This is a genomic window from Bradyrhizobium sp. LHD-71 (genome assembly GCF_031157255.1).
Taxonomy (GTDB): Bacteria; Pseudomonadota; Alphaproteobacteria; order Rhizobiales; family Xanthobacteraceae; genus P52-10.
Genome location: NZ_JAVIFX010000015.1, coordinates 1 through 19,776, shown reverse-complemented (window position 1 = coordinate 19,776; position 19,776 = coordinate 1). Strand labels below are relative to the sequence as shown.

The following is a 19,776-nucleotide window of genomic DNA, read 5'->3' as shown; positions in this document are numbered from 1 at the left end:
ATCCACGTTTTGACGAGCGCGTTAAGGCCCTACCCGAATGGCGTCACTTAAGGACATGCGCGTCCGCATCGCCTCCACCAAGGCGACGCAGAAGATCACCAAGGCGATGCAAATGGTCGCAGCCTCGAAGCTGCGTCGCGCGCAGTCGGCGGCGGAAGCCGCGCGCCCCTATGCCGAGAAGATGGAAGCCGTGATCGGCAACATCGCGGCCGCGGCGGCCACCTCCGGCAATGCCAGCCCGCTGCTTGCCGGCACCGGCAACGACAAGGTGCACCTGCTCCTCGTCTGCACCGGCGAGCGCGGACTGTCCGGCGCATTCAACTCCTCGATTGTTCGTCTGGCGCGCGATCGTGCGCTGAAGCTGATGAGCGAAGGCAAGGAGGTGAAGTTCTTCTGCGTCGGCCGCAAGGGCTACGAGCAGCTTCGCCGCCTGTTCGAGAAGCAGATCGTCGAGCACATGGATCTGCGCGGCGTGCGCCAGCTCGGCTTCACTAACGCGGAAGAAATTGCGCAGAAGGTGCTGGCGCGCTTCGATGCCGGCGAGTTCGATGTCTGTACGCTGTTCTTCTCGCGCTTCAAGTCGGTGATCTCACAGGTCCCGACCGGCCAACAGCTTATTCCGCTGGTGGTCGAGACCAAGGCGGAAGAGCCCGCCGCGTCCTACGACTACGAGCCTGACGAAGACGAGATTCTGGGCGCCCTGCTGCCGCGCAACATCGCGGTGCAGATTTTCCGCGCGCTGCTGGAGAACAACGCCTCGTTCTACGGCGCGCAGATGAGCGCGATGGACAACGCGACGCGCAATGCAGGCGAGATGATCCGCAAGCAGACGCTGACCTACAACCGTACTCGTCAGGCGATGATCACGAAGGAGCTGATCGAGATCATCTCCGGCGCCGAGGCCGTTTAACAGCAAGAGGAGGTTCGCGATGGCTTACGTCACATCTGCTACCACCAAGGGCGGCCGCAACGGGCGTGCGATCCTGGATAATAACGGGCTTGCGCTCGCCATGGGTCTGCAGAAGGAATTCGGCGGCAACGGCGAGGGACACAATCCCGAGCAGCTGTTTGCGCTCGGCTGGTCCGCCTGCTTTGGCCAGGCAATTCTGGCGCTGGCGAAGAAGCACGGCCTCGACGGCCAGGACGCGCGCATCACCTGCGCCGTGACGATGGACAAGGATGATGTCAGCTTCGGCTTCAAGGCCGAGCTGAAGGTCGCGATCCCCGGCGCCGACAAGGAAAAGGTGAAGGCGCTGATCGAGGACGCCCACAGAATTTGCCCGTATTCGCGGGCGACGCGCAACAACGTGCCTGTCACGTTGACCGTCGTCTGATCGCATTTGTTGAGGAGAACGTATCAATGGCCGCAGCCGCAAATCAGGTGGGTCGCGTCACGCAGGTGATGGGCGCCGTCGTCGACGTGCAGTTCGAAGGAGAGCTGCCGGCGATCCTGAACTCGCTGGAAACCAAGAACGGCGGCAGCCGTCTCGTGCTCGAGGTCGCCCAGCACCTCGGCGAGTCCACGGTGCGCGCGATCGCGATGGACACGACCGAAGGTCTGGTTCGCGGCCAGGAGGTCACCGACACGGGCCAGCCGATCGCCGTGCCGGTCGGCATCGGCACCCTCGGCCGTATCGTCAACGTGGTCGGCGATCCGGTCGATGAAGGCGGTCCGGTCAAGTCGGAAGGCCTGCGTGCCATCCACCAGCCCGCGCCGTCCTACACCGATCAGTCGACGGAAGCCGAGATTCTCGTCACCGGCATCAAGGTCGTCGACCTGCTCGCGCCCTATGCAAAGGGCGGCAAGATCGGCCTGTTCGGCGGCGCTGGCGTCGGCAAGACGGTGCTGATTCAGGAGCTGATCAACAACGTCGCCAAGGCGCACGGCGGTTACTCGGTGTTCGCCGGCGTCGGTGAGCGTACGCGTGAAGGCAACGACCTCTATCACGAGTTCATCGAATCGGGCGTGAACAAGAAGGGCGGCGGCGAAGGCTCCAAGTGCGCGCTGGTGTTCGGCCAGATGAACGAGCCGCCGGGCGCCCGCGCTCGCGTCGGCCTCACCGGCTTGACCATCGCCGAGCACTTCCGCGATCAGGGCCAGGACGTGCTGTTCTTCGTCGACAACATCTTCCGTTTCACCCAAGCCGGCTCGGAAGTGTCGGCGCTGCTCGGCCGTATCCCCTCGGCCGTGGGCTATCAGCCGACGCTCGCAACCGACATGGGCGCGCTGCAGGAGCGCATCACCACGACCACCAAGGGATCGATCACCTCGGTGCAGGCGATCTACGTGCCTGCCGACGACCTGACTGACCCGGCGCCGGCGACCTCGTTCGCTCACCTTGACGCCACCACGGTGCTGTCGCGCTCGATCGCTGAAAAGGGCATCTATCCGGCGGTCGATCCGCTCGACTCGACCTCGCGCATGCTGTCGCCGCTGGTCGTCGGCGAGGAGCACTACGCGGTGTCGCGCCAGGTGCAGCAGATCCTCCAGCGCTATAAGGCGCTGCAGGACATCATCGCCATTCTCGGCATGGACGAGTTGTCGGAAGAGGACAAGATCGCGGTCGCCCGCGCCCGCAAGATCGAGCGCTTCCTGAGCCAGCCGTTCTTCGTCGCCGAGGTGTTCACCGGCTCGCCGGGCAAGTTCGTCGATCTCGCCGATACCATCAAGGGCTTCAAGGGCCTTTGCGAAGGCAAGTACGACCACCTGCCGGAAGCAGCCTTCTACATGGTCGGCACCATCGAAGAGGCGGTCGAGAAGGGTAAGAAGCTTGCCGCCGAAGCGGCCTAAGAGGCGAACGGCGAATAGGGAGTAGCGAATAGGGATAGTTCGCTGCTCCACTCGCCGCTTGCCATTCGCTATTCGCCATTCGCTATTCGCAGGTTTTCCATGGCCACTTTTCAATTCGATCTCATCTCGCCGGAGAAGCTGGTGTTTTCCGGCGAGGTCGATCAGGTCGATATTCCCGGCACCGAGGGCGATTTCGGCGTGATGGCTGGCCACGCACCGTTGGTGGCCTCGATCCGGCCCGGCATCGTCACGGTGTTTTCGGGCGGCAAGCAGGAAAAGATCGTGGTGCTCGGCGGCCTTGCCGAAGTGTCGGCGAAGGGCCTGACCGTGCTGGCCGACGTCGCGAGCTCGGTCGAGGACCTGGACCGCGCGGCTCTTGCGAAGACCATCAAGGATATGGAAGCCGGCATCGCGCGACTCGCGCAGGGCAGCGAGCTCGACAAGGAAATCACCCGGCTCGACCACTTCAAAGCTGTGCTGCAGAACCTCGAAGGCACCGCGCTGCACTGAGAGTTATTGCCAAACCCGTAGCCCGGGTGGAGCGGAGCGAAGCCCGGGTGCCGTCTCGACACGGATTGACTGTGTGGTTCTTCGAACGGCTACGGGCGAGCGAAGGCGACGCCGTTCTTCGAACGGCTATGGCTGCGCTTCGCTCCACCCGGGCTACAGCTCTCTATCCGGGCTAGGGAAGACCTAACCGCTCGTGGCCGCCGATACCTTCTCCGTCGCGCCTTCGACGGTCGCATGCAGATGCGCGACCAGCTTCGGATCCAGCTTGAGCCGCGCCGCAAGCATGTCGAGGTAGCCGCGCTCCGAGGCGTTGTCGACATCGACCGCAAGCAATGAGGCGACGTAGATTTCGGCGGCTTCCTCCGGCGTGCGCGCCGCACCCGCCACCGCGTCGATGTCGAGCGGCTTGCGCAGCTCGTCGATCACGAACGCCTTGTCCGCGGCGTCCAGCGTCATCTTGTCCATCTGAGCGAAGATGTTGGCCTGTTCCGTCGCATCGACATGCCCGTCCGCCTTGGCCGCGGAAATCATCGCGCGCAGGAGGTTGCGGCTGAGTGACTGCTGATCCGCCTCGCTGGATGGATTGAACGGCGTCTCGCGCGGCGGCGGCAGCATCGGAACGGATGACTGCTGCGGCTGCGGAGCCTGGCCCGCCTGCCAGTTCTTGTAGGCCTGATAGGCGAGCGTGCCGACCACGGCCACGCCGCCAAGCATCACAGCATTGCCGGCGAGCTTGCGCCCCTGCTTGGAGCCGAGCAGGACGGATGCCAGTCCGCCCGCAAGCGCGCCGCCTCCGAATCCGCCGAGCACGCCGCCGAGATTGCCGCCGGTGCCACGGTTCAAGGCGTCGCCAGCGCCGCGCGCAAGGTCGCCCCATGACGAGGATCCCGGCTGCTGGTTTCTCGGATCGGCATTGCTGCCGAAGGATTGGCTGCCGAGGAACTGGTCAAGCAGGCGCTTCGCATCGAACATGATTTACAAGCCTTTTTGAGCTGTGGGGTAGACAGGCTTAATTCAGTGTTTCGGCGCGCAATCGCAACACCGAAAGCTGCGGCGGAATGTCATGCGGCGCAGCACCGCCGCGTCCGGAACGGTCTAAATCATGCCGCAATGGCGGCTGCGATCTGCGAAAGCTCGGTCACACGAATATCGGCGCGCGCGGCGTCGCCGCGCCGCGTATGCACGCGGCCCCACGGACCGCGTTCGATGAAGATGGCAGTCATGCCGGCCGCCTGCGCCGGGATGACGTCATTGTCGACGCGGTCGCCGACATACGCGCATTCGTCAGGTCGAAAGCCTCCCAGCTCGAGCATCTGCCGAAAGAAGTCTGCAGACGGCTTCGTCACGCCAAGCTCGGCCGATGTGGTGATCAGATGCGCATCGAGGCCGAATGATTGCAGCGCGGCCTTTGCCGTCGGCGGCTGGTTGCCGGCAATGCCCACGAACAGCCCGCTCTGCACCAGCGTCGAGAGACTTGGCCGCGCATCGGCATAGAGGTCGCGCACCTCGATCAGGAAGTCGGTGCCGTCGCGCTTGCGCTGTGCTCTTGCGGCGGCGACATCGAAGCCGGGCCGCAATCGCTCGAACACCTGGCGGATCGGCTCATCCCGCATGATCACGTCGTCGAGCACCGCGAGAAATTCGTTGCGATCGACGCCCAGCGCGTCCGCCCAGCCGTGCAGCAGCCGCGTCTCGTCGATCAACGTTTCGCCGACATCGAAGAAAACCGCGCGAAGCTTTGCCATCAGCCTGCCTCCTGCCGGGCGAACCTTTCGAATGCATGTGCGACGCCAAGATAGACCTCGCGGCGGAACGGCACCACCAGGTCAGCGACGCGGTCCAGGCGCTCCCATCGCCATGCGTCGAATTCGGGCGGCTGACCGTTGCGTGGCGTCAGCGGGTCCACCTCGCGCTCGTCGCCGGTGAAGCGCATGGCGAACCACTTCTGCCGCTGGCCGCGGAAGATGCCGAGCCGATGCGCCGGCCCGACATAGGGCGGAAACTCGTACGTCAGCCAGTCGGTCTCGCCGAGGTACTCGGCGCTGACGACGCCGGTCTCTTCCCACAGTTCACGGAAAGCCGCCTTGCGCGGGTCCTCGTTCGGGTCAATGCCGCCCTGCGGCATCTGCCATTCGTGCCCGGGCAGGATGATCTCCGGGCCGTCGTCCTGGAAACGTCGCGCGATCAGCACGCGGCCTTGCCTGTTGAACAGGGCGATGCCGACATTCGCGCGGTAGGGTTTTTCGTTGCTCATGGCGCGAGTGTCTCGGTTCTAACGTCCGCACACAAGGCCGCCGCAAGCTGATACCAACGTCAAAATTGGGACACTTCGCGCGGCTGACCGCATTTTGCCAGGCGCCGTCGAAGTGTTAGGAAATGGCGCCTTCCCTCCGCTCGAAACCCGTTCATGGCCAGTCCCGTCGACATCTCCCACATCCGCATCCTCGAGATCGGCGGCAGCTACTTCAAGCTTGAATATCCGGAGCAGACGACGTCGCTCTGGTCGACGCCGCGGCTGCCGCAGGAGGGGGAGCCGATCGACGGCTTCTCGACCCCGGATCGGATTCTGCGGGAGCTGAAGGCCGCGCGCGCCGGCAAATACGACGTCATCGTCGCAAACACGCTGCGCTACTCGCCATGGCATCCGCGCTACTGGGCGCGCGGCCCGTTCTACACGCCGCGCCATCCATGGGCGTCGATCGCGCGCCCGTTTGGCGTCAGCATGCTGCGCTGGGCAAAGATTCCGGTGCCGCTGGTCGCCATCGACATGGACGACGCGTTCGGCATCGGCAAGAGCTCGGTGTTCCTGCTCGACAAGGCGAAGATCTTCTTCAAGCGCGAGCTGCCGGTGGATAAGTGGCAGGTGCTCTACGGCTCGGTCCACCCGCACCTGCCGACGCTGCGATACCGCAACAGCGCCACATGGCTGCGCCGTATGGATACGCTGCAGCCGATCTCGCTGCCGCAGTTTCGCTACGCCGAAAGCTGGCGCACGGCGCCGTTCCCGGAGAAGACCCACGACATCTTCTTCTCCGGCGCCATCCGCGGGAACTCGACCGTGCGCAACGCCGGGCTGCCGGAGCTGGAGCGGCTGAAGGCGCTCGGCTATCGGATCGACCAGCCGAACGAGCGGCTGCCCTACGATGCGTTTCTCGAGCGCATGTCACGGTCGTGGCTGGCTTGGTCGCCGGAAGGCATGGGATGGGACTGCAATCGTCATTATGAGGCGGCGATCGCTCAATCGGTGCCGGTGATGAACCATCCGACCATCATCCGTCATGCGCCGCTGCGCGAGGGCGTGCACGGCATCTATTACGACGTGGAGCCGGGTGGGCTCGAGCGCGCTGTGGTCGCGGCGCTGGCCGACAAGCAGCGCTTGCAGCGAATGGCGACAGCCGCGCGTGAGCACGTGTTCGCCCATCACACCCGCCGCGCCTACTGTGAACACATTCTGCGGATGGCGCTGGAGTGAGGCCTCACGCGCGTCGTTTCAGCGAAGGTCGACCGTCGTCTCGACCACATGCTGAAACGAGGGCACATCCTCTGAGGTGAGTGTCATGCGCAGCCGCAAGCTGCCTTTTTGAATCGCCTGGTCGCGCACGATGCGCTCGATCTCCCGTTGCGAGGTGACCCCGACCTCCTTCAGGAACTTGCGGATCGCCATGTTGAACCGGTCTTCATCCATGCTGCTCTCCAGCGTCCTTCACGTCAGCCAAACCGGGCGAACTCCTTCACCACGCGCTCATAGACCGGCCGCTTGAACGGCACGATCAGCTCGGGCAGGTTTTTGATCGGCTCCCAGCGCCAGGCGATGAACTCCTGCTTGTGACCGGCAGGGCTGACGACGTTGATCTCGTCATCCGCGCCGGTGAAGCGCATCGCGTACCATTTCTGCTTCTGTCCGCGATACCGGCCCTTCCACGCGCGGCCGGCGATGGTGCGGGGAATATCATACGTCAGCCACTCGGAAAGCTCGGCGAGCTTCTCGATCGAGTGCACGTTGGTTTCTTCCATCAGCTCGCGCTTCGCTGCGGTCCAGGTGTCTTCGCCCGGATCGACGCCGCCTTGCGGCATCTGCCAGACATGCTTGTCGTCGACATGCTCGATGCCGCCGGCGCGACGGCCGATGAACGCCAGTCCGGATTTGTTGATCAGCATGACGCCGACGCAAGCGCGATAAGGCAGGTCCTCGTAGCGAGTCATCGCGGGCGCCTCTCATCTTCCCGGCGTCAGAGTTGCCGGTAGCTTCGTAGCCAATCACTCACGCATCGCATCTCAACTCGATTTTGATTTCTGCATCGCCATTGTCAACGGCACAAGCAGGATGCCGCGGCCTTCGAGGGCCTTGGCCCAGGACGCGATGCGCTCGATCGAGATCGGCAGTGCGGACGCGACACCGACGGCGAGGCCGTGCTGGCGGGCGAACGTTTCCAGCTGTCCCAGCGCGCGGTCGATCTCGAGCGCAGTCGGCACCACGTCGATCGTCAGGTCTGCCTTTGCGAACGGCACCGCCTGGCTTTGCGCGAGGCTGCCTGCGAGGCTGCGCGCCGCCGAGCCGTCGTCGAAATAGGCAAGGCCGCGCTTGGCCGCCTCGCGTAGCACCGGCTGCATCGCCGCATCGGTTGCGACGAAGCGGGAGCCCATGAAATTGGCGAGGCCGGCGTAGCCCTGGAAGCGGCTGAGATGCCAGTAAAGGCGGTCGAGGTTCTGCTCCGCATTGGCGGTCGTCAGAAGCGTCTGCGGGCCTGGATCGTTGTCGGGGTAGTCGAACGGCTCCATCGGAACCTGCAGCAGCACCTCGTGTCCTTGGGTGCGTGCGCGTTCGACGAGCTTCGCCGGATCGGTGCCGTAGGGCGTGAAGGCGAGCGTCACTGCCGGCGGCAGCTTGACGATGGCCTCGTTGGTCTTCGCGGCGCCGACGCCGAGGCCCTGCACGACGATGGCGATCGCCGGCATTGTCGCGGCGTGTACGCGCATCATGTCGTTGCCGCCAGCGTAGACCGACGAGGGCCTGAGCCCGTCAGCGGCAACCGGAATCATCCCGTAGCGGGACGATTCGAGCAGCCGCGGATTGATCGCCGCCAGCGTCGTTCCCGGCTCGGCCGCAGGCGCCGCGTCCTGCGCAGTGCCAGGCACCTTGTAGTCTTTGCGCGCGCCGCTCGAGCCGTCGATGATGGTGACGGTACGGTGTTCGGCGGGCGATGCCGGCGGCTTGACGGCGGCCGGCTCAGTGGCTGGTGGTGGCGTCATAGCCGCCGCTCGAAGAACGGCGTCACTTCGATCGCTTATGGCGACCGGCGCAGCCTTCGCCGCCGCTGTCGAGGCGCCGGCATCGATCACGACCCGCGCCATCGGCTCGCCGCCCAGCGGATCGTCGTTGAAGATCGCGACGCCGAGAAAGCCCACGAGGAACACGGACAGCACTGCTGCGAGAGCATGCCTGGCGTTGAAGGACAGCGAAAAACGTCGCTTGCGCGCCGTTCTCTGTCCAAGAGGCGTGCTCAAATCGTCGGTCGACAAAGGCGTCCTGAAAATGTGCGCGAATCAGCTGCCGCGCACAATATCACGAGCATTTCCTGACCGCGCAGGCGGCTTTGCCGTGTGGCGCACCGATACGCCAACGAAAAAGGGCGGCCGAACGGCCGCCCTCAATCGCAGGTAGAAACGATCCCTAGTTCGCTGCCTTGTCGGTTGAGGCGTTGACCTTCACGCCGTGCAGCAGGTCGGCGGCCATCTTCAGCGCCTTGTCGTCCTTCGGATCCGGCGGCACGTAGGACTGCGAGCCGGTCTGCTCGTCGCCGTCGGCCTTCAGGTGGCCGCGCAGCGAGGCTTCGCCCTTGGTGTCGGTTCGCGCCTTAAGCTCGTCCGGCACGTCCTGCAGCACCTCGATGTCCGGGATGATGCCCTTGGCCTGGATCGACTTGCCCGACGGCGTGTAGTAGCGCGCCGTGGTCAGTCGCAGCGCGCCGTTACCCTGGCCGAGCGGGATGATGGTCTGCACCGAACCCTTGCCGAACGAGCGCGTGCCGATCACCGTCGCGCGCTTGTGGTCCTGCAGGGCGCCCGCAACGATCTCCGACGCCGATGCCGAACCGCCGTTGATCAGCACCATGATCGGCTTGCCCTTGGTCAGGTCGCCGGACTTAGCGCCGCGGCGCTGCGTCTCTTCGGTGTTGCGGCCGCGCGTGGACACGATCTCGCCGCGCTCGAGGAACGCGTCGGAAACGGTCACCGCTTCCTCCAGCAGTCCGCCGGGGTTGTTGCGCATGTCGATGATGAAGCCCTTCAGCTTGTCGCCGAGCTGGGTCTGCAGGGCGCTGATCTCGCGCTTCAGGCCTTCGGTGGTCTGCTCGTTGAACGAGGTGACGCGGATATAGGCGATGTCGTCCTGCTCGACGCGCGCGCGCACCGGACGAACGCGGATGTTCTCGCGGGTGAGCGTGACCTCGATCGGCTTGTCCTGGCCCTTGCGGATCATCTTCAGCTTGATCTTGGTGTTGACCGGGCCGCGCATCTTCTCGACCGCCTGGTTGAGCGTCAGGCCCTGGACGTTTTCGTCGTCGAGCGAAACGATCAGGTCGTTGGCGAGGATGCCCGCCTTGGATGCCGGCGTGTCGTCGATCGGCGAGACGACCTTCACGAGGCCGTCCTCCATGGTGACCTCGATGCCGAGGCCGCCGAATTCACCGCGCGTCTGCACGGTCATGTCGCGGAAGCTCTTGGCGTCCATATAGCTCGAATGCGGATCGAGGCCCTGCAGCATGCCGCTGATCGCCGACTCGACCAGCTTTGAGTCGTTCGGTTTTTCCACGTAGTCGGTGCGCACGCGCTCGAACACGTCGCCGAACAGATTGAGCTGGCGGTAGGTGTCCGAGGCCGCCGCGCGCGCCGATGAGCCGATCAGCGTCACCCGCGGCTGCGTGACCAGCAGCGTGGCTGCGGCACCGGCGGCCGCACTGAGGAGAACCAGGGAAGTCTTGCGCATCATCCGCGAACCTTTTCGCCTTCACTTGCGGCCCACCATGGGCCTGGATCGATAGGAGCGTTGTCCTTCCGAAACTCGATATAGAGGACTGGCTGACTGGGAGCGGCCGCCAGCATCGAGGCAACCTGAGATGCCGTTCCCATCGTCCCCACCGGTTCGCCCGTCAGTACGAACTGACCGATGTTGACCGAAATTCGCTCCATGCCGGCAAGTAAGACATGATACCCGCCACCAGCATTGAGGATCAAGAGTTGTCCATAGCTCCGAAACGGGCCTGAATACACAACCCAGCCATCGCACGGAGTTGTGACCTGCGCGCCGGCCCGCGCCGCCACCGAAATGCCTCTTTCCACGCCGCCGGTCCCGTCGGAACTCCCGAAACTGCGTATTTTGGGGCCGTTAACCGGCATCGGCAGAAGGCCCTTTGCCGAGGCGAAAGCGATCGCCGGGGTGAGCCGTCCCGGATCCTTTGCGTTGCTTTTCGCGTTCGCTTTTGCAGCTTCCGCGAGTTTCGCCGCTGCAGCCGCTTTCGCTGCGCTTTTGAGATCCTGTTCCATCTTCGCGATCAGGTCGCGCAGATTGTCGGCCTCTTTCGACAGCTCAGCGGCCCGGCTGCGTTCCGCCTCCATGTCCTTTTCCGCACTTGCCTGCTGCCGCTGGCGCTCCTCGATCAGCGCCGCAAGGCGTCGCTGGTCGTTCGTCAGGCTGTCGCGGTCGGCCAGCAGCCGGTTCTTCTGCTCGCCGGCCTCTTTTCGGATGCTGACGAGATTGCCGAGGTCGGCGATCAGGCGCTCGGCGCGCGCACGCATCTCAGGCACCACCGCGCCGAGCAGCATGGCCGTGCGCAGCGACTGCAGCGCATCCTCGGGCCGCACCATCAGCGCCGGCGGCGCCCGCCGCCCGGCGCGTTGGAGCGCCGCGAGCACTTCGGTGGTCTCGGCGCGGCGCGCGTCCAGCGAGTTGCGGATCGTCGTCTCGCGGGTGTCGAGCGTGCGCAACCGGTTCTCCGAGTCGGCGATCCGGCCCTCGACGGCGCGCACGCGCCCTGCGACGTCGATCAGCTGCTGATTGAGCTTGTTGCGATCCTGCCCGATCGACGCGATCTCCGCTTTCAGCTTGTTTTCGGCCTCGATCGCGTCGCGCTGCCTGTTGCGCGCCTGTTCGAGCTCCTGCTCGTGCTTCTTGATGACGTCCTCGATCGACGAGACTTCGGATTTGGCGTCGGGCTTTGCATCGGTCTTCGCATCGCTTTTGGCATCAGTCACGGGGTCGGACGGGGCGGCCTGCGCAGCTGGCGCGGGATCGGGCACTTGCGCGTTGGCACCCTGCGCCGCAGCGATGGCGATCAGGCTCGTCAGCGCAACGAAGACCAAGTGCAGATGGTTTGCGCCATGTTGCGCGTCCGATTGCCGTTCTGCCGCGGATCGGTTCAGCTCAAGCATTCAGGTCGGCTCTCAAGACGGTCAGGAACTCACGCGCGGTGATAGGGATGGCCGGCCAGGATCGTCGCCGCCCGGTAAATCTGCTCCATCAGCATGATCCGCACGAGTTGATGAGGCCAGGTCATTGCGCCGAAGGCGAATACGGTTTTGATCGTGCGCCGCAATTCAGGCGAAAGTCCGTCTGCTCCGCCGATCACAAATACAACGGTTGCGATCGATTCGTCTCGCCAACGGCCGAGTTGCCGGGCGAACGCCGCGCTATCGATTGCCTTGCCGCGTTCGTCGAGGGCGACGGTGAGCGCGCCTTCAGGAATAAGGGTTGCGATTGCAGCGGCTTCTTCCGCCATGCGGGCCGCTACGTCGCGCGCGCGGCTCTCCGGAATTTCGTTGATGGTCAGGCCGCGGAAGCCCAGCTTGCGCGCCATGTCGGTGAAACGCTCGCGGTAGCGTTCGACAAGGTCTCGTTCCGGGCCGCTCTTCAAGCGGCCGACCGCGATCACAAGGAGGCGCATAGACTCCTTCTTTATCCGGGCAACCCGCTCGCTGCGACCTCGGGCGTGACTCAGCTCGCCTTGGACCGCAGCGGTGCCCACATCTTCTCGAGGCTGTAGAACGAGCGCACTTCCGGCCTGAAGACGTGGACGATGACGTCGCCCGTGTCGATCAGAACCCAGTCGCAGTTCGGCAGTCCTTCGATGTGAACGCCCTTCATGCCGGCTTCACCGAGTTCCTTCACCACGTTTTCCGCGATCGCGCCGACATGCCGGTTTGCCCGGCCGGTCGTGACAACCATGTAGTCCGCGATGGTGGATTTGCCGCGCAGGTCGATGGTGACGGTGTCCTCCGCCTTCATGTCATCGAGGCGCGAGAGGACAATTTTCAGGGTCTCAGCGGCATCAGGCCGGGATTTCGAGACCGTGGCGGACGCGGGCGGTGTGCCGGTCCGGGTGACTGCGGATTTGCTCAAAGCCGAAGAAGCACCAGGTGATGTTGTCAGGACCTTTCCTTTCCTCATCCTGGGGACGCCGAATCCTTAAAGCGCCCCTGTGTGATCCTACTCATGTAGGGTTAACGGTTTCAATCTGCCAGATCAGGATGACCGCTTTGTGTGGCTTCTGAGTTCGGTCGAGGAGAGGGGCGATTTCAGGCCGTGCAGGAACACCCAGGCCGGTGTGCCGAAATCGAGCAGGTTCGGTGCCGCGTTCTCAGGGTGGCGATACCTGGCCAGCGCCTGCGCGGCGGGCGACGCAAGTGCGCGCAGGCTGTTGGACGGGCGATCGACGATCGCGAGTGGAACCTGTCGGGCGATGCTCTGCCAGTCGCGCCAGCGGTGGAACTGGGACAGGTTGTCGGCTCCCATCAGCCAGACGAAGCGCACATTCGGGAAGCGGCGTCGCAGCTCGGTTATCGTGTCGATGGTGTATCGCGTCTTGATCGCCGCTTCGATGCCGGTGACGTGAATGGCCGGATGGTCGGCGACCGCGCGCGCAGCCCTGAGCCGCTTGTCGAGGCTGGGCAGGTCGCGCGTGTCCTTGAGCGGATTGCCGGGAGAGACCAGCCACCACACGCGGTCGAGCCGCAGACGCTTCAGCGCGAACAGGCTGAGCGCGCGATGCGCATCATGCGGTGGATTGAACGAGCCACCCAAAAGGCCGATGCGAAGCCCATCGGCAACGGGTGGAAAGGCGATCCGTTCGTTCGAACTCACGGGCGCGTCTGGCCGCTTCCCAGCACACGGTACTTGAAACTGGTGAGCTGCTCGGCGCCGACCGGTCCGCGCGCGTGGAACTTGCCCGTGGCGATGCCGATCTCGCCGCCGAAGCCGAATTCGCCACCGTCGGCGAATTGGGTGGATGCGTTGTGCAGCACAATCGCCGAGTCGACCTCGGTCAGGAAGCGCTGCGCCGCCGCGGCGTCTTCGGTGACGATCGAATCCGTATGGTGCGAGCCGTAGCGCTCGATATGTGCAATCGCCTGACCTATGCCGTCGACGACCTTGGCCGCGATGATGGAGTCGAGATACTCCGTGGACCAGTCGTCTTCGTTCGCCAGCTTCACGCGCGCGTCAGCGGCCTGCACCGCCGCGTCGCCGCGCACCTCGCAGCCGGCGGCGATCAGCGCATCGATCAGCGGCTTCAGATGGGTGTCTGCCGCGGCACGATCGACCAGCAGCGTTTCGGCCGCACCGCAGACGCCGGTGCGCCGCATCTTGGCGTTGACGACAATGGATCTGGCCATATCGAGATTGGCCGCGCAGTCGATATAGACATGGCACAAGCCCTCGAGATGCGCGAACACCGGCACACGCGCTTCCGCCTGCACGCGCGCGACAAGGCTCTTGCCGCCGCGGGGCACGATCACGTCGATGGTGCCATCGAGGCCTGCCAGCATCTGACCGACGGCCGCGCGGTCGCGCGTCGGCACGAGGATGATCGCGTCCTCCGGCAGGTTCGCCTCGCGCAGGCCCTTGACGATGCTGTCGTGGATGGCCCGGCAGGATCGGAAGCTGTCGGAGCCGCCGCGCAGGATCACGGCATTGCCGGCTTTCAGGCACAGCGCGCCGGCGTCCGCCGCGACGTTCGGTCGGCTCTCGAAGATGACGCCGATCACACCGAGCGGCACGCGGACGCGTTCGACCGTCATGCCGTTCGGCCGGGTCCAGCGTTCGGTGACTTTGCCGACCGGATCCTCGATCTCGCGGATGGTGTCGATTGCCTCGGCGATACCGTCGACGCGCTTTTGATCGAGCGTCAGTCGATCCAGGAAGGCGGCCGTGGTGCCGTTTGCGCGTGCCTCGGAAACATCTTCGGCGTTGGCGGCAAGGATGGCCGCCGCATCTGCGCGGAGCGCGCGAGCGATTGCCGCCAGCGCCCGGTTCTTCTGCGCGGGCGCAGCCAGCGCTAGGATTCGCGCCGCGGCCTTCGCACGCCGGCCGATGTCGTGCATCAGGAGGTTAAGATCGTCAGAGCCGTCAATGGCTTTCAGCGGCGCGGTCATCGTCCAAATCCTGCTTAAGGTCATGTCCTAGCACGATAATTTATCGGCTGCCAGAGAGCTGGGAGCCATCGGCGAGCTTCACAATCCATGTATGCAGGCGTCGACAGACGTGAAGTCGGGTCAGCTATCCGATCGGATAACAAGATGCTCCCGGCATGAGAGGCAAACACTTGTGCTCGGCCACGAGCTGAGACGTTCGAGATCCCTCGATCCGAGCCAGCCCGGCGATCATGCGTAAGATGAACAAACGAGCCTGATGCCCGCTGCGCATTGTCTCAGGCATGTCGCCGCAGCTTGAACAGCTCGGATGGAGCCCGCATTATTCGTCGCAAGGTGCCGTTTCCAGAGCACCTTCTCTTGGGAGGGACAAAAGATGAAAGCTCTCACTTTGGGCGCGATGATCATGCTTGCGTGTTCCGCTGCTGCCAATGCGCAAGCCCCGAGCTGGACCGTGCCGGCGGAAAACCAGCGCTGTCCGTCGAAATGGGGCGCCTCCGACGAGCGGGGGTCCGCGAATCATCAGAAGTCTGCAGCGGTGTTGAACGCCGCAAAGCTGATCAAGGCCGGCGAGGTGATCGAGCTCGCGCATGTGCTCGGCCCCAGCATGGCATTCTTTGGGACGCGTCGCTTCGACGTGCATGCCAAACCCACCTTCATGAACCAGTTCTCCAACATGCGAGGCTCGAACGAGGAAGTCGTCATCACCGAGATCGGCCAGGTCGGCACACAGTTCGACGGCTTTGCGCACCAGACCCATCTCAACAGCTGGTACAACTGCCAGAAGGTCGACGAGAACGTCGAGCGCTCCGGATTCAAGAAATTCGGCATCCATAACGTGGGCGCGCTGTTCACGCGCGGCGTCCTGATCGATGTCGCGGGGTTCAAGGGCGTCGACATGCTCGGCGACAACTACGAAATCACTGTGGACGACCTCGAGGGCGCCCTGAAAAAACAAAACCTGACGCTGCAGCCCGGGGACGCGGTGATCATCCACACCGGATGGGGCAAGCTCTACGGCAAGGACAACCCGCGCTATGTGAAATCCTGCCCGGGGATCGGTGTCCAGGCCGCACTCTGGCTTGCCGCAAAAGACCCGATGCTGCTCGGCGCCGACAACTGGCCGGTCGAGGTTTCGCCCAACCCCGATAAGCAACTGTCGCTTCCCGTGCACCAGATCGCTCTCGTCGTGAACGGCATCCACCTCCTGGAGAACCTCAAGCTTGATGAGCTTGCGCAAAAGGGCGTCGGAGAATTCGCCTTCGTGATGCAGCCGCTCAAGATTCAGGGCGGTTCCGGCTCAACGGTGTCGCCGATCGCGGTGAGGTAGCGGCCGAGGTCGCCGCCTTGAGTTCCGGCACGCTCGCGCGCCTGGTCGGCGACGATCGAGCAAGACCATCCCACAGTCCGCGCGCTCCCGTTGCGGACTGCTGCTACATTGACGTCCATGCTGTACGAACATCAAAAGCCGTGGAAGCCGTTGAAACCGGTTGAAGTTGCCACAGTGTTCAGGGGCGCGACTTTTCCCTGGTGGATTGCCGGCGGGCAAGCCATCGACCACTTTGTGGGACGACAGGTACGGTCGCATGCGGACACGGACATCCTTGCGCTTCGCAGTGATTCCACGACACTGCGACGCTATCTCTCCGGCTGGGATTGTTGGGTCGCCGATCCGCCTGGCCAGTTGCGGTTCTGGCGCATCGAAGAAGTGCTAGGTGGGAACGTCCACGACGTTTGGTGCCGGCAAGACAGGTCCTCCGCATGGGCTTTTCAAATCATGCTGGATGAAGGCGACGGTTTGGAATGGCGGTCCCGTCGCTGTTCGCAGGTCAGGAAGCCGCTTCTGCAATTGGCAGCGGCCAACGATCAAGGAGTGCGTTTTCTGGCCCCCGAGGTTCAGCTCTTCTACAAGGCCAAGTCTCCGCGAGCGAAAGACGAGTTGGATTTCGAAGCCGCGTTCCCTTTGCTTACGCCTGAGCAGAGAGCTTGGCTGACGCGATCGATCGAGACGGCATATGGGCCGGCCAATGTCTGGGCGCAGAGATTGAGAGCCTTGTAGGGTTTCTTCAGCCTCGACTCGCGCGACGTTCGGTTGGAAGAGATCCTCGTTGAGTTAAAGAGCGGGCGCTGTGCCGCATGAAAGCCGCCGTCTCTCAGCTACGTTCACGTTGCGGCACGCACGATCCGATCTTCAGCCGCAGCTCGCCGCATTCGGTGTCCATGACGTAACCGAACGGCCATGGTCGATAAGGTCCGAGCACGGCGCGATGGCCGCCGTCGCTCGTCCACCGCAGCTGATAGATCCGCATGTTCACCGCATCGGCAGGCAGCGTGGCCTGCAGGTTGAACGTTTCGCCGGGCTCGAGACGCTCGGCGCCGCCGCGAGCCTGACCCACGGGGTTACCGTCCTTGTCGAGAAACAGGATGACCGCGTCGAGGTTCGTGTAGAGGCTGTCGGAGTGATTCCAGAACGTTCCGCGCCAGGTGCGCTCGCCGGAAGGCGCGCTCACCACGTCGTTGCGGCTGAGCGCGATGTTCTCGGTGGGATCCGTCGCGGCCATGACGAACATCGCCATGAACGAGACTGCGGCGAGGGCCGCCATGGCGGCCCATGTCCCGATCGCCAGCCTTCGCCATCGGCGCAGTCGCGCATTCTCCGCATCTTCCGGCATTGCGGCCCCTCCACCTCTGGCGAAGCATGCATGCTGCAGGTGTAACGTGTCAGCGGCATGAGCAACTTGCGGCGCGCTGAAAATTGACGCTGGCGAGGCTTTCCCTGTCAAGGCGACCTTCCGGAACGGCCGCAATGTTCGGGAAAGCGGTGCCTGCTTGCGATGGCGCGGTCATGGGGCCGCGCCGCTCAGGGGCGGTTGCGAGCGCCAAGCAAGATCTCGGTGACCTCGTCGGAAAAGCGCATCCGTCGCCCGTCCAGCAGAAGCCATTCCGGAGCGTCGGGATCGGCCTTCGCTGCCGGCATGTCATGCTCGAGCAGCGCCCGGGCGCACTCCGCCCAGTCTCCGCCCTCGACCGGTTCGTTGCACGAAGCCCATCCCAGTGTGCCGCAGACATTGCCGCCATAGCCGTGCTCTTCCGTCCAGCTTGCGCCGTGTTCCAGAAGAAATCGCGTTAATCCGGCGTTGCCGCGAAAGACCGCGAGATTGAGTGCCGATGCGTCCCAGTCGCCGCCGCGCGTCGCAATCGGCCAGCCGAGCCTGACCATCAGCTTCGCCCCGTCGTCGCCGCCCTCTGCGACCATGTCGGGCAGTATCCGCAGGCTCGTGTCCGGCAGTGAAGCGGGCAGGTCGGGGCGGTGGGCGTGAATGCGTCGCGCCTCCGCCTCGTCGTTCCGCGCACATGCCGCGATGAAGCGCTCGCCTTCCGAGGTCGGTTCTGCGGCGCCGTTCGCTTGCAGGAGGTCGGCCACGTCAGTCAGACCAAACTGCAGCGCCAGCCTGTAGGCGCTGAGACCGCTCGGCGTCCGCGCCGATGGATCGGCGCCTGCCTGCAAGAGCGCTTCGATGTGCCGGCGCGAGCGCCGCCGCCTGATCGCCCACAACAGCGGCGAACCCCAGTCGGTCAAGGGCGGATTGCGCGCGGGCTCGTTCGGGTCTGCGCCGTTCTGCAGCAGCAGTTCGAGCATGTCCGGGTTGTCGAAATCGAACACGCGATAAAACGCGTTGGTTTCGGCAATACGGGCCCCGTGCTCCAATAGCGCGCGGGTGCAGGGGAGGCTTTCCAAAGAGTGGTAGAGCGATTCCCCATCATTTGGATCGGCGCCGGTATCGAGCAGCATCGTCGTCAGCGCGACGTCGTGGTTCTTCCCGGCAGCGCCATAAAGCGCGGACAAGGGATGCTCGTCATCCGGCTGGCTCAAGGATCCCGGCGGCCAGCGATTGCCGGTCCTCTGATTGGGATCGGCGCCGGCGGACAGCAGATACCGCGCGCTACGATGAAGACGCTCACGAAACTCCGGCAGTCGCAGCAAGCTCGAATGAGTGATTGCGAGCAGCGGCGGCACGTGCAGCGGTCCGCCCGGGTGGTTGACCCATGCGGGGTCGGCCCGCGTGGCCTGCCGCAGCGCGCCTTCATCCCCGACTGCACAGGCGAGATAGGGACCGCCCGCTGCAACATTCGGATCTTCAACCAGCATTCGAGCCGCAATGCGCGGATTTTCGCGATTGAGCCCGCCGGCGATCTCGCCGGAATATACGAGCCTGAGCCACTGAAGCACGCGGTCTGCCCCGTCGTCGCGCGCCGCCGCTTGCAGTTCGACATACGTCCGCATGTCCAACCAGGATGCAAATCCATATTCGCGCGCCACGCATGATTGCGCGTCGTGTAGCCGGAGTTTGAGTGAGGCGATCTCCTCGTCGCTCCGGTCAATGGCCGCTGGCAGCGCATGACGAAATCGCGCGAACGCGTCGCGATCGCGGTTTCGGTACAGACGGATCAGGTCTTTGGCTTGTTTCTTGAGATGGTCGAGATTCGACCGGTCGGGCAAGCGGTTCATCGAAACCTCCGTGCATGGGATCGCCGACGGCCCGCAATACCGGCTGCACAAAGGCTCTAAGCGCCAAGTCTACGCTGCAAGTGGGTTCAACCCTTCCCGCGGGCCCGGGGGCGGCTTGCACCGCGGCTCAAGATGTATGACTGCGAGGCACGGTGGTCAACCGATATCCCGGGCAAGGGACATCGCAAGCGACGAGCAGATTTCCTGGCAACGGCCCATCGGGCCGGACCCGCAAGGGTACGATTTCACGCGGCGTCGCCGACCCGCCAGAGCAGGCGGGCGCCGAGAGCGCCAAGGAAGGCGCCTGTGGCGCGATCGATCCAGCGTTTGGCGACGAGGTAGAAGCGGCGCACCGGCGAAGCCCCAAAGAACAGCGACACCAGGCTGAACCAGACGATTTCGTTGAGCGTGACGACCGCAATCAGCGCAATTGTGCATGTTCACTAAATCGGTGATTGGATCGCTCCGCTGGAGGACGATCCGATGCGCGATAACAGCTATGACCGGACGATCGAACGCAACTACCTGCAGAAGTGGCGTTTTC

22 protein-coding genes are annotated in these 19,776 nt (G+C 64.2%); 7 read left to right on the top strand and 15 right to left on the bottom strand.

Features of this window, described 5'->3' with window-relative positions; genetic code table 11:
• Window positions 1-37: 37 nt before the first annotated feature.
• From RCO31_RS17595 to RCO31_RS17580, 4 genes are all read left to right on the top strand, one after another.
• On the top strand, window positions 38-910 hold the full coding sequence (locus tag RCO31_RS17595) for a F0F1 ATP synthase subunit gamma (RefSeq protein ID WP_308969735.1): 873 nt from the start codon (window positions 38-40) through the stop codon (window positions 908-910).
• 19 nt (window positions 911-929) lie between these two features.
• On the top strand, window positions 930-1,334 hold the full coding sequence (locus RCO31_RS17590; protein WP_308969734.1) for an organic hydroperoxide resistance protein: 405 nt from the start codon (window positions 930-932) through the stop codon (window positions 1,332-1,334).
• A gap of 26 nt (window positions 1,335-1,360) precedes the next feature.
• Complete coding sequence (gene atpD / locus RCO31_RS17585; protein WP_308969733.1) at window positions 1,361-2,791, top strand: F0F1 ATP synthase subunit beta; 1,431 nt, start codon at window positions 1,361-1,363, stop codon at window positions 2,789-2,791.
• A gap of 99 nt (window positions 2,792-2,890) precedes the next feature.
• Window positions 2,891-3,301 (top strand): F0F1 ATP synthase subunit epsilon, encoded by a 411-nt coding sequence (locus RCO31_RS17580; RefSeq protein ID WP_308969732.1) that lies wholly within the window; start codon window positions 2,891-2,893, stop codon window positions 3,299-3,301.
• Between the two features lie 183 nt (window positions 3,302-3,484).
• Here the strand turns inward: RCO31_RS17580 and RCO31_RS17575 are convergent, their stop codons facing one another.
• The 3 genes from RCO31_RS17575 to RCO31_RS17565 all read right to left on the bottom strand — a co-directional run bounded on the left by RCO31_RS17575 (window position 3,485) and on the right by RCO31_RS17565 (window position 5,555).
• Window positions 3,485-4,273, bottom strand: coding sequence for a tellurite resistance TerB family protein (locus RCO31_RS17575; RefSeq protein ID WP_308969731.1), 789 nt, complete (start codon window positions 4,271-4,273; stop codon window positions 3,485-3,487).
• 128 nt (window positions 4,274-4,401) lie between these two features.
• Window positions 4,402-5,046, bottom strand: a complete 645-nt coding sequence (locus tag RCO31_RS17570; RefSeq protein ID WP_308969730.1) for an HAD family hydrolase — start codon at window positions 5,044-5,046, stop codon at window positions 4,402-4,404.
• Complete coding sequence (locus RCO31_RS17565; RefSeq protein ID WP_308969729.1) at window positions 5,046-5,555, bottom strand: RNA pyrophosphohydrolase; 510 nt, start codon at window positions 5,553-5,555, stop codon at window positions 5,046-5,048. The genes RCO31_RS17570 and RCO31_RS17565 overlap by 1 nt, the downstream gene beginning before the upstream one ends.
• A gap of 153 nt (window positions 5,556-5,708) precedes the next feature.
• On the opposite strand from RCO31_RS17565, the gene RCO31_RS17560 reads away from it, so the two are divergent.
• Window positions 5,709-6,773: a glycosyltransferase gene (locus RCO31_RS17560; protein ID WP_308969728.1), complete on the top strand. Its 1,065-nt coding sequence runs from the start codon at window positions 5,709-5,711 to the stop codon at window positions 6,771-6,773.
• An 18-nt stretch (window positions 6,774-6,791) separates the two neighbouring features.
• Here the strand turns inward: RCO31_RS17560 and RCO31_RS17555 are convergent, their stop codons facing one another.
• From RCO31_RS17555 to RCO31_RS17515, 9 genes are all read right to left on the bottom strand, one after another.
• Window positions 6,792-6,986 carry a DUF6494 family protein gene (locus RCO31_RS17555; protein WP_308969727.1) on the bottom strand — a complete coding sequence of 65 codons (195 nt, stop codon included), beginning with the start codon at window positions 6,984-6,986 and terminating at the stop codon, window positions 6,792-6,794.
• Between the two features lie 23 nt (window positions 6,987-7,009).
• Window positions 7,010-7,504 (bottom strand): RNA pyrophosphohydrolase, encoded by a 495-nt coding sequence (locus RCO31_RS17550; protein ID WP_308969726.1) that lies wholly within the window; start codon window positions 7,502-7,504, stop codon window positions 7,010-7,012.
• A gap of 72 nt (window positions 7,505-7,576) precedes the next feature.
• Complete coding sequence (locus RCO31_RS17545; RefSeq protein WP_308969725.1) at window positions 7,577-8,821, bottom strand: divergent polysaccharide deacetylase family protein; 1,245 nt, start codon at window positions 8,819-8,821, stop codon at window positions 7,577-7,579.
• A 151-nt stretch (window positions 8,822-8,972) separates the two neighbouring features.
• Window positions 8,973-10,289, bottom strand: coding sequence for a S41 family peptidase (locus RCO31_RS17540; RefSeq protein ID WP_308969724.1), 1,317 nt, complete (start codon window positions 10,287-10,289; stop codon window positions 8,973-8,975).
• Window positions 10,286-11,728, bottom strand: coding sequence for a peptidoglycan DD-metalloendopeptidase family protein (locus tag RCO31_RS17535; RefSeq protein WP_308969723.1), 1,443 nt, complete (start codon window positions 11,726-11,728; stop codon window positions 10,286-10,288). Before RCO31_RS17535 ends, RCO31_RS17540 begins: the two co-directional genes overlap by 4 nt.
• A 29-nt stretch (window positions 11,729-11,757) precedes the next feature.
• Window positions 11,758-12,240, bottom strand: coding sequence for a 23S rRNA (pseudouridine(1915)-N(3))-methyltransferase RlmH (gene rlmH / locus RCO31_RS17530; protein ID WP_308969722.1), 483 nt, complete (start codon window positions 12,238-12,240; stop codon window positions 11,758-11,760).
• A 50-nt stretch (window positions 12,241-12,290) separates the two neighbouring features.
• Window positions 12,291-12,695: a ribosome silencing factor gene (gene rsfS, locus RCO31_RS17525; RefSeq protein WP_308969721.1), complete on the bottom strand. Its 405-nt coding sequence runs from the start codon at window positions 12,693-12,695 to the stop codon at window positions 12,291-12,293.
• A gap of 123 nt (window positions 12,696-12,818) precedes the next feature.
• Window positions 12,819-13,436, bottom strand: coding sequence for a nicotinate-nucleotide adenylyltransferase (locus tag RCO31_RS17520; protein WP_308969720.1), 618 nt, complete (start codon window positions 13,434-13,436; stop codon window positions 12,819-12,821).
• The gene (locus RCO31_RS17515; RefSeq protein WP_308969719.1) at window positions 13,433-14,725 is read right to left on the bottom strand and encodes a glutamate-5-semialdehyde dehydrogenase; all 1,293 of its coding nucleotides are present in this window, start codon (window positions 14,723-14,725) and stop codon (window positions 13,433-13,435) included. The genes RCO31_RS17520 and RCO31_RS17515 overlap by 4 nt, the downstream gene beginning before the upstream one ends.
• A 373-nt stretch (window positions 14,726-15,098) precedes the next feature.
• Here RCO31_RS17515 and RCO31_RS17510 point away from each other — a divergent pair, with 373 nt between their 5' ends.
• On the top strand, window positions 15,099-16,052 hold the full coding sequence (locus RCO31_RS17510) for a cyclase family protein (protein WP_308969718.1): 954 nt from the start codon (window positions 15,099-15,101) through the stop codon (window positions 16,050-16,052).
• A 117-nt stretch (window positions 16,053-16,169) separates the two neighbouring features.
• Window positions 16,170-16,781, top strand: a complete 612-nt coding sequence (locus RCO31_RS17505; protein WP_308969717.1) for a nucleotidyltransferase domain-containing protein — start codon at window positions 16,170-16,172, stop codon at window positions 16,779-16,781.
• 94 nt (window positions 16,782-16,875) lie between these two features.
• Here the strand turns inward: RCO31_RS17505 and RCO31_RS17500 are convergent, their stop codons facing one another.
• From RCO31_RS17500 to RCO31_RS17490, 3 genes are all read right to left on the bottom strand, one after another.
• Window positions 16,876-17,394: an FxLYD domain-containing protein gene (locus tag RCO31_RS17500; RefSeq protein WP_308969716.1), complete on the bottom strand. Its 519-nt coding sequence runs from the start codon at window positions 17,392-17,394 to the stop codon at window positions 16,876-16,878.
• A gap of 188 nt (window positions 17,395-17,582) precedes the next feature.
• Entirely contained in the window at window positions 17,583-19,232 is a 1,650-nt protein-coding gene (locus RCO31_RS17495) for a hypothetical protein (protein WP_308969715.1), read from the bottom strand.
• 245 nt (window positions 19,233-19,477) lie between these two features.
• A complete protein-coding gene (locus RCO31_RS17490; protein ID WP_308969714.1) occupies window positions 19,478-19,612 on the bottom strand; it encodes a hypothetical protein in 135 nt (44 codons plus the stop codon).
• Between the last annotated feature and the right edge of the window lie 164 nt (window positions 19,613-19,776).